The sequence below is a fragment of the Paenarthrobacter sp. C1 genome, from assembly GCF_049315185.1.
GTDB classification, from domain to species: Bacteria; Actinomycetota; Actinomycetes; order Actinomycetales; family Micrococcaceae; genus Arthrobacter; species Arthrobacter nicotinovorans.
Map to the genome: position 1 here is coordinate 300,440 of NZ_CP186052.1, position 15,628 is coordinate 316,067.

Here is a 15,628-nt window from a genome sequence, read left to right on the forward strand (position 1 = left end):
GTTCAGCCCCAAAACCCGAGTTGAGATCCTATTTTTGGCCCCTGAGAGGGTGCAAATTGCCTAGGTGTGTTGCATCTCATTACCGGCTTTTGCCCTGTAAGGACGCGGAAGTCGGGTAGTTTTTGCCCCGCGAGGCGCGTTGTTACCAAATTGTTTAGCTATGCCCACTTAACAGGGCCATTTCCGGCCCTAAAAGTGACGAATCATCCCTGGCCGGGTGCAGCCCCCACCACCAGTGTGGCATCGAGATCCTCATCCGTCACCACGTCGACCATCAACCCCGAGGCGCTCAGAAGGGCGGCCGTTTCGACGGACTGCTGCCGCGACGTCTCGATCAGGAGCCACCCGCCCGGCGCCAACCACCCAGGCGCCCCAAGCGCCACCCGACGCTGCACATCCAAACCGTCAGCGCCGCCGTCGAGCGCCACAGCGGGCTCGTGCAGCCGCGCTTCCGGAGGCATCAGGCTGATCGACTCCGTGGGGACATAGGGAGCATTGACCAGGAGCACGTCAACCCGGCCCAGCAGCCGGCGGGGGAGCGGATCGAAGAGATCGCCCGGATAAGCAGTGCCGCCACGAGGCTCCAGGTTGCGCCTGGCGCAGGCCACCGCGGCAGGGTCGATATCCGCGGCGTGCAGTTCGCAGCCCCCCAGGATGTCGTTGAGGGCGGCACCTATCGCTCCGGACCCGCAGCAGAGATCCACGACGACGGCACGGCGCCCAACGATTGACCGACGGGCTCTGAGAGCCGCCTGCCGCACCAAGAACCCGGTGCGACGCCGGGGCACGAACACCCCCGGATCAACAGCTATCCGGGTCCCGCAGAAATCCACCCATCCGAGAATGTGCTCCAGTGGCAGTCCGGCGACGCGCAGGTCCACCATCCGGTTGAGCTCCTCCGGATGGGTGGCGGCATCGATCAGGAGACGGGCTTCGTCCTCGGCAAAAACACAACCGGCATCGCGAAGGGCAGCGACGATCGACGTAGTCCGGATCACGAGAGTCATGCTAGCCGAGGGGTTCACAAATATGGAGGATCGCGGTTAGGGTATGACGCATGGGAACACTGATTTTTGAGTAGACAGGCCCGTGCTCTGTTGTGAGCACGCCCTGCCTGACAGAAGACAAAAATCCACGCCTGTTGAGGCTTGCCTCCATGCCGTTCCCGTTGTCGACGCCTTTTCTCGAACCGAACGCCACGGGATACGTGTCTCTTCAGGACTCACTTACTTCCAGGAGTCCATATGACTGCCAACCCGACAGATAACAACAAAACCCCCGCTGCCGGCGGTATCAAATCCAAGCTGACCGACGCCCAGAGGGCGATGCTGGCCAGTAAGTCCGGCGGTGGCGCACCGGCCGGCTGGCAAAGCACCGGTAAGGGGCACAAACCCACGGCCGCGAGCGGTAAGCAGGCCAAGACCGAGAAAAAGGTCCGCTGGTAAGTCCAGCGGACAGGCGCACTGGAAAGGAAGAACCATGACTGCGAATCACAATACTGAGAGCATCGATCCTGAGGTTGCAAGCCACTTGGTGGAGTCCATGGACATGGCTCCCATGCCCGAGCCAACAACCATTGCCGTGGCCTTGGGCGCGGACCAAAGCAAGCAGTGGCCTGACGGAAACGGCAAACGCCGCCACCCGAAGGAACGCGACCAGGCCCACGGACGCATGGGCCAGGGAGCAGCCGTGACGGCGATCCACCGGACCAGCCGCCCGCAGATGCCACACTCCTCCTAGCCGCACCAAGCAGCACAGCCAGCCCAACCGGGGGACAGCTAGCGTCGTATTGACCCGTCAGTACAGCGTTATCGATCCCCCTGGTTGGGCTGGCTGACGTCTGAGGGGGACTTGTCCGGACGCCAGCCCCGCCACACCGGATGACGAAGCCTGCCAGGGCCTGTCCAGTTGCCGAAAGTCACCTCGGCCACCAGCGCCGGCTTCACCCAGTGCGCTCCGGCTGCGTCCTCCCTCGGAATGTCTTTGAACGGGGAGCCGTCCACCACCAGCGGCTCCAACTGCTCCATGATGTCCCGCAGCTGCCAGTCCTTGAACCCCGTGCCCACCCTTCCCACGTAGTGCAAGGTGTCGCCGTCGGGAATGCCCAGCAGCAACGCCCCGAAAGTTCCGCTTCGGGCGCCTGCGCCGGGCCGCCACCCGCCCACCACCACTTCCTGACTCTGCTCCAGCTTGAGCTTGATCCACGAAGCACTGCGGCGGCCGACCACGTAACGGCTGTCGGCTTTCTTGGCCATCACGCCCTCCAGGCCCAGATCCGCGGCGCTGGTCATGAGGTCGTCGACGTCGTGATCCAACACGGCGGAAACGTGAACCGGGCAGCCGCCGGGCATGCGTCCGGCGAACGCGTCCAGCCTTTCGCGACGCTCGACGAAAGGCAGCCCGCTCAAGTCCGCGCTGGCGTCGTACAGCAAATCAAAGAGCATGAGCTGTACCGGCACCGAGACCCGGGCCCGCTCGATGTCGGCCGTCTTCACCAGGTTCATACGGAGCTGCAGCCGGCCGAAATCCGGCCTGGACCCCTTGCCGAGGGCGACGATTTCGCCGTCCGCCACGAAGTCCCCTTCGGGCCAGCACGCGCGGTCCGTCAGTTCTGGATAGGCAGCCGTGAGGTCGTTCCCATTGCGGCTCATAAGGCGGATCCGGCCCTCGGTACCGGTGATGATGGCCCGGATACCGTCCCACTTGAGCTCATACAGCCAGTTGTCGCCGCGAAGATCAGCGGTGGTCCCGGACGTGGCAAGCATCGGAGCGTAGTCGCGCAAGGGCTGTGGCTCCTGCTTGGGCTCGGGCGCTGACTCCGGCTCCGGCGGGGCCTGGCGCTTCGCTGCGGGCGCGGTTGCGGCGGCCCGCCTGGCGCCCGGCTGTTCCTTCATCAGGTGGATCAGCCAGCGGTCGCCCGTATTGATCAGGGCCAGGCGTTTGGTGCCGCCTAGTCCACCACCCGGCTCGCCCGTGAGCGTCGCGATGACTTCCTTGCCATCGCGCCACTTCTCGCACGTGAACTCGCCGCGGTCCCAAATGGTCATGGTTCCCGCCCCGTACTCGCCCTTCGGAATGACCCCGGCGAACGTTGCGTACTCCATGGGGTGGTCCTCGGTGTGCACGGCCAGATTGTTCCGCTCGGACGTTTCCGGGACACCGCGGGGCAGCGCCCAGGAAGCCAGGACGCCGTTGTGCTCCAGGCGCAGGTCAAGATGGTAGCGGCGGGCGTGGTGCTCCTGGATCACGAAGATTCCGCCGGCCGGCGCAGGATCGCCCGGCTTGGGCTGCGCGGAGGAAGCGGGGCCCTGCGACACCGCAGAAGCAGCCGACGACGACGGAAACGGCTCAGGGGTTTTGCCCGGATCGCGCATCCCGACGTATTTGGCGAGACGATTCCCGACCGTTACCACGCGCTCGCGGCCACCGCCCGACACAGCGGACGCGCCGACGTCGTCATTGTCGTCCTCGCCATGGGGCGGCAGGTGCCGGTCCGAAATTGGCGCGAAGTGGTCCTTGCCCGAACTGACCCGTTCCATCACTTCCGTGTAGTCCAACTGGTCAAGGGAAGGAGAGGCCAGCTCCTGCCACGTCCGGGGAGCCGCCACCGTTGGTTGGGCCCTGCCACGCAAGGAGTACGGCGTGATCGTTGTCTTGTTCCCGCTGTTCTGGCTCCAGTCCACCAGGACCTTGCCCTTGCGCAGGGACTTCTTCATATCGCTGACCACGAGGTCAGGGTGATCGGCTTCCAGGGCGCGCGCGAGCTCATGGGCGAACGCGGACACTTGCTCGGATTTCAACGTGCCGTCGAGCCCTGTATAGAGATGGATGCCTTTGCTTCCGCTGGTGACGGGGACAGGTTCCATGCCCATGTCCTGCAGGATGGAACGGGCCAGGGTGGCAACTTCCACGCATTCGGGCAGTCCGGCGCCGGGACCGGGATCGAGGTCCAGGACGAAGCGGTCGGGCCTGAGGGGCTTGCCCGCAGCATCCACCTGCCACTGCGGAACGTGGATTTCCAGGGACGCGATCTGGGCCATCCACGTGAGCGTGGCCAGGTTGTTCACCATCGGATAGACGTTGGTGTGGTCCGAATGCTGGATGGCGGCCCGGGGGATCCAGCGTGGCGCTGAGTCCTCCAGGTTCTTCTGGAAGAACACCTCACCGGGATGTTCGGCCGTGCCCACGCCGTTGACCCAGCGTTTGCGCGTGACGGGCCGGTTGGCCGCGGCGGGGATGAGGAAGGGGGCCACAGTGGCGTAGTACTCAAGGACCTCAGCCTTGGTGGTCCCGGTTTCCGGGTAAATGATTTTGTCCAGGTTGGTGAGGGTGAGTTCGTGGCCTTCCACGGTCACCCGCTCCTGCTGCTTGCCTGCCACCTCTTCTCCTCCGCTGTGTTGTGCTGTTGACTGGGTGCATGAGGGCTATATGGAAGGGATCTATCGCGTTCGGTCTGGTCAACGTACCAGTGAAGCTCTACAGTGCCACGGAGGATCACGACATTGGCCTGCACCAAGTCCACAATAAGGACGGCGGACGCATCAGGTACCAGCGTAAATGCGAAATTTGCAGCGAAGTCGTAGCTTACGAGGACATCGACAAGGCCTACGAGGAAGAGGGCCGCACCGTGGTCCTCACCGCCGCCGAGTTGAAGTCCCTGCCGGAGGAGAACAGCCGCGAAATAGAGGTGGTGGAGTTCATCCCCGCCGAGCAGCTGGACCCGATCATGTACGAGCGCAGCTATTTCCTGGAGCCTGATTCCAAATCGCCCAAGGCCTACATGCTGCTGCGCCAGACGCTGGAGGACACGGACAGGATCGCGATCGTCCAGTATGCGCTGCGCCAGAAGACCCGATTGGGGGCCCTTCGCGTGCGTGGAGACGTGCTGCTGCTGCAGGCGCTCCTATGGGGTGACGAAGTCCGCGAAGCCAAGTTCCCGTCCTTGGAAACAGACATCAAGATTTCCGACAAGGAACTGGAGATGTCCTCCGCACTGGTGGAATCCATGGCCCACGACTTCGACCCGGATGAATACACCGACGACTACCAGGCCCAGTTGAAGACACTCATCGAAGCCAAGCTCGAAAAGGGTGAGGCCCTGGACACGGAGGCCACCTTCGGCAACGTCGAAGGCGAAGGAGAAGGCGGCGACGTCATCGACCTCATGGAGGCCCTGAAACGCAGCCTCGACAAGAAACGCGGCAAGGAAAAAGCGTCCGACGACGACGCTGCCGCCAGCAAAACTGCCGGCAAGCCAAAGGCGCGGGCGAAGAAAAAGGCGTGAGTCCGGCGTCGGGCATTTAATTGCTTGATACGCAAGAGGAAAGCAGCGCCGGAAGGTTCCGGCGCTGCTTTCCTGTTGCGTGCCTGGCTCAGCCTTTGACTGAGCCCGCAGTGAGCCCCTGGACAATGAACTTGCTGGCGAACGCGAAAATCACCAGCGTGGGTACCACTGTCAAAACCGCGGCAGCGGACATGGAACCCCAGTCAATGTTGAAGCTGGAGATAAAGCCGGCCAACGCCGTCGGGATGGTCTTGTTGCTGTCGCTGTTCATGAGTGTGACGGACAGGAACAACTCGTTCCAGCAGTTGACGAAGTTGAAGACGAAACTCGCCGCAATGCCCGGAAGCATCACCGGAACGATCACCCTGAAGAGCGCACTCAGCCTCGAACAGCCATCAATCATGGCGGCCTCTTCCAAAGCGTCGGGGACGTTCTCGAAGAAGCCGCGGAGCATGATGGTGCAGAACGGGATGCAGATGGCGATGTAGATCAGGATGAGGCCGGTCTTGGAATCCACCAGCCCGAAGTCGGTCATCATCAGGTACAGCGGGCCCAATGCAATGAACCCGGGAATCATCTGCGTGATGAGGAACGCGCCAAGCACAGCCCCTCGTCCGGAGAACTGGAACCTCGCCAGGACATACGCGGAGAGCAACGAGATGAGCGTGGCCACCGACGACGCCACCAGTGCTACCACCAGGCTGTTCAGCATGTACTGGCCAAAGTCGGACTTCGTGAAAAGACCGATGTAGTTGTCCAGCGACAGCTGCCGTGGCCAATAATCCAAGGGCAGCGAATAGATGGCCCCCGGCTCCTTGAGGGATGTCACCACGATCCAATACAGCGGAAAGACGGTGACGATCAGGCATAGGCCCAAAAAGACGACCTTTGAAACCCGGCCGAAGAGCGAGGGAGTGTTGATCATCGGTCTGCCTTTCGGAAACGGACAGCCATGAGGTAGAAGGCTGCAAACAGCATGAGGGTGACCATCACGATCAACCCCAGGGCGGACGCCTTTCCGTAGTCGCCCTCCTGGGTAATTTTGATCATGTACGTGGTGATGATGTGGGTCTGGTCGGCCGGTCCGCCGCCTGTCATGGCGAAGATGATGTCCGGGAAGTTGAAGATCCAGATCACCCGCAACAGGATGGTCAGCGCCAGCGTCGTCGAAATGCTTGGCAGCGTGATGCTGAAGAACGTCCGTACCTTGCCCGCACCATCCAAAGCGGCTGCCTCATACATTTCGTCGGACACCGACTGCAGCGCCGCGAGGATCATGATGGCGAAGAACGTCACGCCGTACCAGATGTTGGCAATGATGATCGCTGTCATCGCGAAGCCGGGGTCGGACAGCCACGGAATAGGCGAACTGATGAGCCCCGCCTTCATCAGAAGGTCGTTGACCACCCCGAACTCCGCATTGAACATCCACCGGAACAGCATGCCGATGAGGAAACCCGACACCGCCCACGGGAAGAAGATCATGGCCTGGTACGCCCCGCGCATCCGGAACCGGCGCTTCAGGAACAGTGCCACCGCGAAGCCAATGACCACCTGCGGAACCAGGGAGCCAACAACCCACACCACCGTATTGCGGACAATCGTCCCGAACTCGGGGGCATCGAACAGGCTCTGGAAGTTCCCCAAACCTACCCAGGAGGTATCGGAAAGGTCGTTCAGGTTCCAGTTCCGGAACGCCATCTGGCTGCCGGCAATCATGGGGTAGTACGTGAAGATCCCCACGAAGACCGCAGCCGGAGCCAGGAAAGCCAGCAGGGTCAGCGCTGTCCGGCCGCTGAACCGTCGCTTGGACGGGTTGCCCCTGCCCGGTTCCGACCGCGCGGCTTTCCGCCCGGAAGGGGGCGGTGCGGCCTGCTTGACGTCGAGAGTCACCGGAAGCTATCCCTTCATCTTTTCGGTCCAGTAACTGTCCCAACTGGACAGCAGGTCAGACGTGGACATCTGGCCCGTGAGGACCCGTTGAAGTTCACCGTCGGACTTCTTGATCCATTCAGTCCACCAGGAGACGCTGCGGGGCTGGATCGCCGAGACGTACGTATCAGGGTTCTCAGTCATCTTGACGTAGGCAGCCCATGGTCCGGTGCTGTAGAAGGTGTCCTGCGCTGCGGACTTCAGTGTGGGCACCAGGCTGTTGTCCTTGCTGAACGTAGTGGCAGCATCTCCCTGTGCCAGGTACTTGATGAGCTTGACTGCCTCGGGCTTGGACTTGGATGACTCAGCGATGCCCCAACCCGCCGAAGCCACGGGCTGGATTGCCTTGCCGCCTGGTCCTACCAGCAAGGGTGCGACGTTCCATTGGTCCTGCTTGATGGACTGTGACTCTTTGACGGTGGCAATGACTTCGGGGTCCTGCAGCAGGAAAGCCGTGGAGCCGTTGCTGAAGCCCTGCACCATTTCGGGGTAGCCCCAGGCTACCGACGACGGCGGGGAACCCTTCTTGAACAGGTCAATGTACAGATCCATGGCTTGCTGGGCCTTGGGGGAGGAGAAGATCGTCTTGCCGTTCGTCAGCTTGAAGGCGTTTTCCCGGTCGATCTCGTCTGCCACGTATGCCTCGATGATGGCGACGGCGTTGGAGTTGGCATTGGTGCCGCCACGGAAGGCGTAACCGAACTTGTTTTCGGCCGGTTTGTTGAGTGCCTCGGCCTGCTTCGCCATCTCTTCCCAACTGTTCGGAGGGCCGTCGAATCCGGCCTCCTTGACCAGGTCCGAACGGTAGAAAAGGGAAAGGCCGTAGAAACCGTACGGGATGTAGTAGGTCTTGCCGTTTTGCTTCGAGTACGTGACCGCGTTGTCTGTCAGGTTGTTCCAGCCGTCCCAGCCATCGAGGTCCTTGGTCATGTCGTAGAGCCAGTTGTTGGCGCCGAAGGAACCCACGGTGATGTCACGGGCCTCCACCACATCGATGCCTTTGCCGGACTGGAGCATCTGCTGGATTTTCTGGTCCGCCTGATCGGTGGGAGGCGAAATGAGCTCCACCTTGATGTCGGGGTTGGCCTGTTCGAAACCGGAAATGAGCTTCTTCAGGGTTTCCGTGCGGGTGGGGTTCGTCAGGCTTTCCACCATCTTCAAGGTGACCTTGCCATCGGCCGCTGACTGGCCGCCTCCACACCCGGCAAGTGCAAGAACTGCCGCCAGGCCTGCTGCCGCAGACGCCATAATTCTGGATTTCACGTGGGTCCTCCGTTGATTGGTTAAGTGATTTGCACCGGCTGAGCGGGTGCGGGTGGGGTCTAGAGGGAACGGGCAAGCCGGACGAGTTCCGGGACTGCCTTTTCCGCGAATATCTCGTAGTCCTTGGGGGAGTTGTACAAATGGGCCGAAAGCCGCAGGAAACCTTGTCCGTTGAACGTGGTGATGGCAGTTTCGATGTCCAGGTGGTCTGAGATGTAGCCGCGGACCGCGTGGGAATCCTCGTGGGTAGTGGCGAGCCCCTCCGGCAGGCGGATCAGGCGCAGGGGTCCCACCGGCATGCCGACGTCCACTGCCGGGTTCTGCCCTGTGGCACTGGCAAATGCCTCGCTGATCAGTGATTGGCCATAGTCGCACAACTCCTTGGCGTAGCTGCGGAAAGCTGCCCAGCCGTATCGCTCCTCTATGGTGTCGAAGGCGGTCCGGGCCGCCATCCACGAGGTCACGTCCTGGGTTCCCACGTGGTCGAAGTTCTCCGGGAAGCTGTACGGGAACCCCCACGAATCGATCAACGGTTCCAGTGCCTGTGCTTCTGGTCCGCGCGCCACCAACGCTGCGGTGCCTCGTGGCGCACAAGCGAATTTGTGCAGGTTACCAACCCAAAAGCCCTCAAAATCGGGGACCGGGAACTCCAGAACTCCCGGAGCGTGGGCGGCGTCCACCAGCACAGGTACACCCAGGCGGGAAGCCGCGCGGGCGATTCCCTCAACGGGGAAGGCCCGGGCAGTTGCGGAGGTGATGTGGTCCACCACGATCAGAGCTGTCCTGGGCGTTACTTCCGCCATGACCAGGGCGCAAACTGCCTCCGCATCCGCCTCGAGGGGTATCTCTGCGATCCGGACCTGGCCGCCGCACCTGCGAGCGACCCGCTCTGCGCCCTGCAGCACCGCTCCGTAGGCGTGGTTGGTGGTCACGATTTCGGCGCCGGGAGCGAAGTCCAGTGAGTTGTAGACGGCACTGACGCCCGCGCTGGCGTTGTGGACCAGCGCCACGTGTTGCGGATCGACCCTGAGGAACTCTGCAATCTCCCGTCGCGCCGTGGCTACCAGCTCGAATTGGCCCATGAACCACGGACAGGGGTTCTGGTCCATAAGCTCCTTGAGCTTCAACTGATGTGCCTGGGCAGCGCGGGGAACGGACCCATATGAACCGTGGTTGAGGTGGACCTTGGACGGTGTAAGGCTCCAGTCGGCCATTGCGGGCTGGCCCTCTGGGGTCAACATCGGGCGGGGGACTGTGAGGGGTGCTGGGAACACGGCGTCCTTCGTCGGAGGAATGGGTCAACGCTCTGTAAGTTACATCACAGCTTTGACCAAGACAACGGACAATCCAAAATAGTCATAAGATGACTCTGTCGTTTTCCGATGAGATTCCTGCCTCATCAGCCCATGTTTGGGTCTAAAGGTACGATGTCTTGAACAGAAGGCATGACAATGCCCTCACTCAGCTGCCCGGACGCCCCGGTGCGGTAGCGTGATACCGGAATCTGGAGGAGGCGACGTATTGGGTGCTGTCGAAACGGCGATGCAGGGCCTGAGGAACAAAATTGCCTCGGGTGAACTCGCGGCTGGTCAGAAATGTCCTCCGGAAGCGGAGTTGGCGGCGCAGCTGGGCGTATCGCGGAGTTCCCTCAGGGAGGCAGTGAGGGCGATGTCGGCACTGGGCGTCATGGAATCCAGGCATGGCTCTGGAACGTATGTCTCGTCCCTGGAGCCCACGGTGATCCTTCAGAACTTTGCCCTGCTGGTGGACCTGTTGCCGTTGGACGGTCTGCTGGAACTCTTCGAGATCCGCCGTCTCATGGAATCCCATGCCGCTGCGGCGGCGGCTGCCAATGCCACTCCTGAAGTCCTGGCGAAGTTGACCGCGCTTGTGGAGAGCATGGAGGCCACGGTCGACCCCGGCGAATACTCCGAGCTGGATTCAGAGTTCCATGAGGAAATTTGCCGTGCGGGCGGCAACTCGACGCTGAATGCGCTGGTCAGGCTTTTCCGCTCCCGAGGCGGGCATTTCCACATTTTCGACGGCGAGGACGGCGCGGCCGTGCGCAGGGACAGCACTGCAGGCCATAGTGCGATCGTGGCTGCGATCGCCCGGCGTGATCCCACCATGGCGGCGACAGCGACGGCCGCACATATCGCTCAGACGGAGACCTGGCTCAGGAAACTAAGGCCGGAGCCCCGGCTCTGACGTTGCCATGGCCGGGACGGGGGACGAGTTAGTGGTTCCGGGGTCAGTGGTTCCGCAGCATCGAAATGAGTTCGGACTTCTTCTTGTCCGAGTAGCCACTCAGGCCGAGTTCTTTGGCGCGGGCCTTCAGTTTGTCGACGGTCCAATCGTCATAGTCCCCTGATTTGCCTCCCTTACGGCCCACGTCCTTGCGTCCCCGGGCTGCCGCTGCGTTGGAGATCCGGGCTGCTTTTTCCTTGGAGGCTCCGTCGTCGCGCAGTTCCTCGTAGAGTTCAGGGTCTTTGATGCTTGGGTTCTTCTTTTCCGGCATGTTCAGGTTCCTTTCCCTGAGTTTGTGGTCATGTGATACTTCGGAGTTCGTGGCAGCTTCCAGGGCGACTCACTCCTCCTTGTTGTGTCCGTTGCTGCTCATTCCCCGGCGGTAGAGCCACAGGGGCATGCCGACCACCAGCAACAGCAACGTCAGGACAATGAAGCCGCCGGCCACGATGCCTGCGGTCCTTCCAGCTGTGAAATCGAAGACCAGCGTGGCGGACCCTACGATCAGTAGTGCGACGCCTCCCAAGGCCCATTTGGTGACAATGTCGGCGCTGGAGACGAGTGTGGCCTTGAGCCCGCGGCGGAAGAGCCGTCGATGAACGCTGACCGGAATGACGATGAGCACTGTAGTGAGGGCGGCCACCATCACGTTGAACAGGTAAAGGCCGCGCTGCCAGTCGTCCAGTTCCCCGAATCGTGACTGGAACGGCAGTGTCAACAGGAAGCCACCCAGGATCTGGACGCCCGTTTGCAATACCCGCAGCTCCTGGATGAGTTCCATCCAGTTGCGGTCCATGCGTTCTTCCGTGGACTCGTTCCTGCCGATTCTGGGAACTTGTTCCTGTTCTGCCATTCGCATGCCTCCGCAGCTGTGTGGTGGACGCCGGGGATGTGCCGGACTACGGTCGGACTGTCAGCATTCCTCGAACTCTTATCGGGGCCTCAACGGATTTCCAAGGAGGAAGAAAATGAGTCAGGACGAGCACCGCGTGGACCCGGACAGCGAGCCCGGCGGCTACGGTACGCCGACTCCCGAACAGGAGATGCCCGGCAGCGGCGACGGGCGCGAAACGCCGGAGCGGCCGGCTGAAGGAGTTCCCGAAGTACCGGGTGACGAGTTCCCCACGCCCAAGGATCCGGATGCTGCGCCGCCGTCAGAGGCTACAGGGCAGGAGCCTGAGGGAGGGTAAGGGCGCCTGAGGGCCGTCCCTGCGTGCAAATGATGGGCGCAGGTACAGCCCTCGTTGACCTGTCGGAAGTCCTCGGTGGTGGTTATACCGTATGGCCCCGGCGTCCCGACATGAAGCTCAGCAGCCACCCGATGGCCGCGATGACGAGAAGGACAACGCCTACCCACAGCAACCAGTTCAGGGCCTGCGAGAAGCCGCCCACAAGAAGAAGAACAATTGCTACTACACCAGCAATGATCAGAAGCGTATTCATGGTCAGCACATTCCTTTCCGGGGAAATCATTGAATAATCGCCGATTCCCAACTATGCATTCCGGTTTTACTTCGATTTAGTTATGCCGGTACTTGGAGGCGTTCCGCCGCCTCGAAGTGCCTTTGCCCCTGTCAGCCGGCGTTTCATCGGGTGATGAAGTTCGCCAGCTGTGAACAGTAACACTCCTCATTGTACTACTAAGCACCCTTATGAAAGGCTTATTGCAGTCGTCACCTGATGATTGGGCAGTCGCCGCAGAAACCTTGCGGCGCGTTTTTGGCTCACATGAAAGTCCATGAGAGGAACACATGAAAGCGTCACAGCAGCTTGCAGACAACCTTCAAATCGTCCTGACAGACCTCATCGAGCTGCAGCTCCAGGGAAAGCAGGCACACTGGAACATCGTGGGACCGAACTTCCGCGATCTTCACCTCCAGCTGGACGAACTCGTCCTGGCCACCCGCCAGTTCGCTGACGACACCGCCGAGCGCATGCGTGCCCTCCATGCCCTGCCGGACGGCCGCAGCGCGACCATCGCCAAGGGCACCCGCCTGGAGGAATTCCCGGCAGGCCTGGTCAACACCAAGAACGCCGTCAAGCTGGTTACCGACCGCGTGGAACGCGCTGTCCAGACCATGCGCGACGTCCATGACGAGGTGGACGAGGAAGATCCCACGACGGCGGACCTGCTGCACGCGTTTATCGCCCGCCTTGAGCAGCTGGTCTGGATGATCAACGCAGAGATCATGAACGCCGGCGCTGCCGTTACCGATCCGGACGAAGCCTGAGCATAAACCGGACCGGCTGAAGACAGAGAGACCCGCCGACCATGCCGCGGCTGAAGAGAAGCGACCTTTCCAAGCCCGGCATCGTCCGCCGGAAGGTTGGTACGGGGTTCAGCTACCGCCACCCTGACGGCAGTCTGGTCAGCAAGGAGGATCGCCAGCGCATCAACGCGCTGGCGATCCCGCCTGCTTGGACCGATGTGTGGATCAGTCCCTTCGAGCATGGCCACATCCTGGCCACGGGAGTGGATGCTGCCGGACGGAGCCAGTACATCTACCACCCTGGGTGGCGGGAACGTAAGGACACCGAGAAGTTCATCCGTGCAGCCAAACTTGGCCTGGTGCTGCCAACGGTCCGCCGCAACGTGACGGTCCATCTCCAGGACGCCGCGGATCCCCGGCAGCAGACGCTCGCAGCAGCTGTACGGTTCATGGACCTTGGCGCGCTGCGCGTAGGTTCCGAGGTCTACATGAAGCAGAACGGTTCCTACGGACTCACCACCCTCCGATGCCGCCACGCGCGGGTGGAGGGCCCTGACGTCTTCCTTAAGTTCCCCGGCAAAAGCGGCCAGCTCTGGGATACCTCCATCCACGATCCCGCTTTGGCGGCCTTTTTGGAGCCGCTGGCGGACCGTCCCGGCAAGGAACGGCTGCTTGCTTACCAGGCCAACGGCACCTGGGTGTCGGTGGATGCGTCCATGATCAATGAATACCTCAGGGGCATCTCAGGGGAGGCGTACACCTCCAAGGATTTCCGGACCTGGAAAGGCACTGCGGCCGCCGCCCTCTGCCTCATCAAGTCCGGGCATAAGGGAACCCCCAGGCAAGCCATTGTGAGGGCCATCAAAGAGGCCTCCGAACTCTTGGGCAACACGCCCTCTGTGGCGCGTTCCTCCTATGTGGATCCGCGGATTATCGAGGGCTACCTCTCGGAGGAGCTTAAAGACGTCAAGCCAACGGAAGCGTCGGTTGCCGCCTACTTGAACGGCGAAACACCGAGCTAAACCGTGCCTCTCGAGAAGGCCTGTCGTTTTTGTGAGTACACTCGTACTAATAAAGATTGATGGGACGTGGCGTCTGGGGGCCGTAAGTGATTCTGTTGGCAATCGTGGTGTGTGAAGTTGCGTTCTGGGTGGCGATCCTTGCCGGGCTCGCAGCACGGTATCTGCTGCGTCGTCCCCGCCTGGGCGGAGCCCTCCTGATCCTTGCTCCGGTTATTGATGCCATCCTGCTTGCCTTGGTCGCCGTCGATTTGCTGGGCGGCGGTACAGCCTCATGGCACCACGGACTCGCCGCGGTCTACATCGGTGTCTCTGTCGCGTACGGCAAGCGCATGGTGGCTTGGGCCGATGCGCACTTCCAGCACCGGTTCGCGGGCGGACCTGCGCCGGAACGTCTCACTGGAACCCGCTACACCATCAAATGCTGGCGGGATGTGCTCCTTACCGGGTTGGCGGTTGCCATCGCAGCGGCGACCCTTGGCGCGATTATCTTCCTCGTCAACGACGCCGAAAGAACCGCAGCGCTCTCGGACTTCTTCCGCATCCTGGGCATCATCTTCGCCATCGACTTCCTCTGGGCTTTGAGCTACACGATCTGGCCGAAGAAGGCCGCCCGCGACTTGCCCGCCGCTACGCCGTCGCGCTGATTCCATGCCCCGGAGAATCGATGCAGAGGCACGCAGTTCAGCAATTGCGGAAGCTTCCCTGCGTGTCCTCGAACGTGATGGCCTTTCGGGCCTTTCAGTGCGCGGGGTGGCAGCGGAAGCGGGCATCGCAGCCGCTTCGCTACGGCGTGCGTTTGCCACGCAACATGCCCTGCGGGAGTTCTGCCTGCAACTCATTGAGGACCGGGTCACCGCCCGAATCGCCGCCCTTGAGCTCACTGGCCGGGCGTTGGTTGATGGCTTGCTCCTGCAGTTGCTTCCTCTCGACAAGGAACGGCGGCTGGAACTCGTGGCGCAGGTCCAGCTTGGTGTCCTCTCGCTGACGGATAGTGCACTACGTCCTGCCGCGATCAGGCTCAGCGAGGGAGTGGACCGCGTGTGTCACGCTGCCCTCCAGCTCCTGGTCGAAGCGGGACAGTTCAACCCGACGCGCGACCCCGGCTATGAAGCCCAGCGCTTGCGTGCGCTCCTTGATGGGATCGCGATGCACGGATTGTGGAGCGGTGAACTCCCGGAGGCGGGTCCGATGCTCCGGGTGCTCTCGCGCCATCTCGACGAGCTGGCGGGTCCGTAGCACCTTAGGCAAGCAGAGCACGCAGAGCACGCAGAGCACCCCGGACGCGCAAAAGTACTTCGGACATGCAAAGAGCCTGGCGCCACCCATATCCGGGTGGCACCAGGCTCTTTGCGTGTCGCTGAGGGGTTTGGGTGTCCCTACTCGGCGTCGTGGTCCGTTTCGAGGATCTTCACCAGGCTGTCCAGTGCTGCGTCCGCACCTTCACCTTCGGCACGCAGCACCACCACGTCACCGTGGGCAGCGCCCAGGCTCATCAGGGAAAGGATGCTGGCGGCGTCCATGGCGTCGTCGGCTGGCTCTCCCGGGCGGGCGATGGTGACATCGATATCCAGGTCTCCCGCAGCCTCGGCGAAGATGGCTGCCGGGCGGGCGTGGAGGCCGACGCGGCTAGCGATGGTGGCTGTACGTTCAGGCATTGGTGCTCCTTTGTG

At 62.0% G+C, this 15,628-nt stretch carries 19 protein-coding genes; 9 read left to right on the forward strand and 10 right to left on the reverse strand.

What is annotated here, in order from left to right; translation table 11 throughout:
- Positions 1-203: 203 nt before the first annotated feature.
- A complete protein-coding gene (locus ACNAOU_RS01480; protein ID WP_422757859.1) occupies positions 204-1,007 on the reverse strand; it encodes a putative protein N(5)-glutamine methyltransferase in 804 nt (267 codons plus the stop codon).
- Between the two features lie 237 nt (positions 1,008-1,244).
- On the opposite strand from ACNAOU_RS01480, the gene ACNAOU_RS01485 reads away from it, so the two are divergent.
- Positions 1,245-1,445, forward strand: a complete 201-nt coding sequence (locus ACNAOU_RS01485; protein WP_039239315.1) for a hypothetical protein — start codon at positions 1,245-1,247, stop codon at positions 1,443-1,445.
- A gap of 34 nt (positions 1,446-1,479) precedes the next feature.
- Complete coding sequence (locus tag ACNAOU_RS01490; RefSeq protein WP_039239316.1) at positions 1,480-1,740, forward strand: hypothetical protein; 261 nt, start codon at positions 1,480-1,482, stop codon at positions 1,738-1,740.
- A 68-nt stretch (positions 1,741-1,808) separates the two neighbouring features.
- Here the strand turns inward: ACNAOU_RS01490 and ACNAOU_RS01495 are convergent, their stop codons facing one another.
- Complete coding sequence (locus ACNAOU_RS01495; RefSeq protein WP_422757860.1) at positions 1,809-4,379, reverse strand: ATP-dependent DNA ligase; 2,571 nt, start codon at positions 4,377-4,379, stop codon at positions 1,809-1,811.
- A 38-nt stretch (positions 4,380-4,417) separates the two neighbouring features.
- Here ACNAOU_RS01495 and ACNAOU_RS01500 point away from each other — a divergent pair, with 38 nt between their 5' ends.
- Positions 4,418-5,284 carry a Ku protein gene (locus ACNAOU_RS01500; protein WP_026267323.1) on the forward strand — a complete coding sequence of 289 codons (867 nt, stop codon included), beginning with the start codon at positions 4,418-4,420 and terminating at the stop codon, positions 5,282-5,284.
- A gap of 88 nt (positions 5,285-5,372) precedes the next feature.
- Here ACNAOU_RS01500 and ACNAOU_RS01505 read toward each other — a convergent pair whose 3' ends face one another.
- Genes ACNAOU_RS01505 through ACNAOU_RS01520 form a run of 4 tightly spaced genes read right to left on the reverse strand, consistent with a single transcriptional unit; the run spans position 5,373 to position 9,720 of the window.
- On the reverse strand, positions 5,373-6,209 hold the full coding sequence (locus ACNAOU_RS01505; protein ID WP_039239318.1) for a carbohydrate ABC transporter permease: 837 nt from the start codon (positions 6,207-6,209) through the stop codon (positions 5,373-5,375).
- Positions 6,206-7,177: a carbohydrate ABC transporter permease gene (locus tag ACNAOU_RS01510; RefSeq protein WP_110505953.1), complete on the reverse strand. Its 972-nt coding sequence runs from the start codon at positions 7,175-7,177 to the stop codon at positions 6,206-6,208. The genes ACNAOU_RS01505 and ACNAOU_RS01510 overlap by 4 nt, the downstream gene beginning before the upstream one ends.
- A 6-nt stretch (positions 7,178-7,183) precedes the next feature.
- Positions 7,184-8,479 carry an ABC transporter substrate-binding protein gene (locus ACNAOU_RS01515; RefSeq protein WP_026267322.1) on the reverse strand — a complete coding sequence of 432 codons (1,296 nt, stop codon included), beginning with the start codon at positions 8,477-8,479 and terminating at the stop codon, positions 7,184-7,186.
- A 59-nt stretch (positions 8,480-8,538) separates the two neighbouring features.
- A complete protein-coding gene (locus tag ACNAOU_RS01520) occupies positions 8,539-9,720 on the reverse strand; it encodes an aminotransferase class V-fold PLP-dependent enzyme (protein WP_052247094.1) in 1,182 nt (393 codons plus the stop codon).
- Between the two features lie 280 nt (positions 9,721-10,000).
- Between ACNAOU_RS01520 and ACNAOU_RS01525 the strand changes: the two genes are divergently transcribed.
- Complete coding sequence (locus ACNAOU_RS01525) at positions 10,001-10,687, forward strand: FadR/GntR family transcriptional regulator (RefSeq protein ID WP_018778942.1); 687 nt, start codon at positions 10,001-10,003, stop codon at positions 10,685-10,687.
- A 43-nt stretch (positions 10,688-10,730) separates the two neighbouring features.
- Here ACNAOU_RS01525 and ACNAOU_RS01530 read toward each other — a convergent pair whose 3' ends face one another.
- Together ACNAOU_RS01530 and ACNAOU_RS01535 are read right to left on the reverse strand one after the other, a co-directional pair.
- On the reverse strand, positions 10,731-10,997 hold the full coding sequence (locus ACNAOU_RS01530; RefSeq protein WP_039239321.1) for a DUF7218 family protein: 267 nt from the start codon (positions 10,995-10,997) through the stop codon (positions 10,731-10,733).
- Between the two features lie 69 nt (positions 10,998-11,066).
- Positions 11,067-11,579, reverse strand: a complete 513-nt coding sequence (locus ACNAOU_RS01535) for a DUF6328 family protein (RefSeq protein ID WP_018778940.1) — start codon at positions 11,577-11,579, stop codon at positions 11,067-11,069.
- 115 nt (positions 11,580-11,694) lie between these two features.
- On the opposite strand from ACNAOU_RS01535, the gene ACNAOU_RS01540 reads away from it, so the two are divergent.
- The gene (locus ACNAOU_RS01540) at positions 11,695-11,916 is read left to right on the forward strand and encodes a hypothetical protein (protein ID WP_018778939.1); all 222 of its coding nucleotides are present in this window, start codon (positions 11,695-11,697) and stop codon (positions 11,914-11,916) included.
- 82 nt (positions 11,917-11,998) lie between these two features.
- On the opposite strand, the gene ACNAOU_RS01545 is transcribed toward ACNAOU_RS01540, so the two are convergent.
- Positions 11,999-12,169, reverse strand: a complete 171-nt coding sequence (locus tag ACNAOU_RS01545; RefSeq protein ID WP_018778938.1) for a hypothetical protein — start codon at positions 12,167-12,169, stop codon at positions 11,999-12,001.
- Between the two features lie 308 nt (positions 12,170-12,477).
- On the opposite strand from ACNAOU_RS01545, the gene ACNAOU_RS01550 reads away from it, so the two are divergent.
- The 4 genes from ACNAOU_RS01550 to ACNAOU_RS01565 all read left to right on the forward strand — a co-directional run bounded on the left by ACNAOU_RS01550 (position 12,478) and on the right by ACNAOU_RS01565 (position 15,194).
- A complete protein-coding gene (locus ACNAOU_RS01550) occupies positions 12,478-12,957 on the forward strand; it encodes a Dps family protein (protein WP_014920468.1) in 480 nt (159 codons plus the stop codon).
- A 41-nt stretch (positions 12,958-12,998) separates the two neighbouring features.
- Positions 12,999-13,958, forward strand: a complete 960-nt coding sequence (locus ACNAOU_RS01555) for a DNA topoisomerase IB (RefSeq protein ID WP_210078219.1) — start codon at positions 12,999-13,001, stop codon at positions 13,956-13,958.
- Between the two features lie 86 nt (positions 13,959-14,044).
- A complete protein-coding gene (locus ACNAOU_RS01560) occupies positions 14,045-14,602 on the forward strand; it encodes a hypothetical protein (protein ID WP_354628312.1) in 558 nt (185 codons plus the stop codon).
- 4 nt (positions 14,603-14,606) lie between these two features.
- Entirely contained in the window at positions 14,607-15,194 is a 588-nt protein-coding gene (locus tag ACNAOU_RS01565) for a TetR/AcrR family transcriptional regulator (protein ID WP_354628313.1), read from the forward strand.
- A gap of 140 nt (positions 15,195-15,334) precedes the next feature.
- Here ACNAOU_RS01565 and ACNAOU_RS01570 read toward each other — a convergent pair whose 3' ends face one another.
- Complete coding sequence (locus ACNAOU_RS01570; protein ID WP_018778934.1) at positions 15,335-15,613, reverse strand: HPr family phosphocarrier protein; 279 nt, start codon at positions 15,611-15,613, stop codon at positions 15,335-15,337.
- Positions 15,614-15,628: the final 15 nt, after the last annotated feature.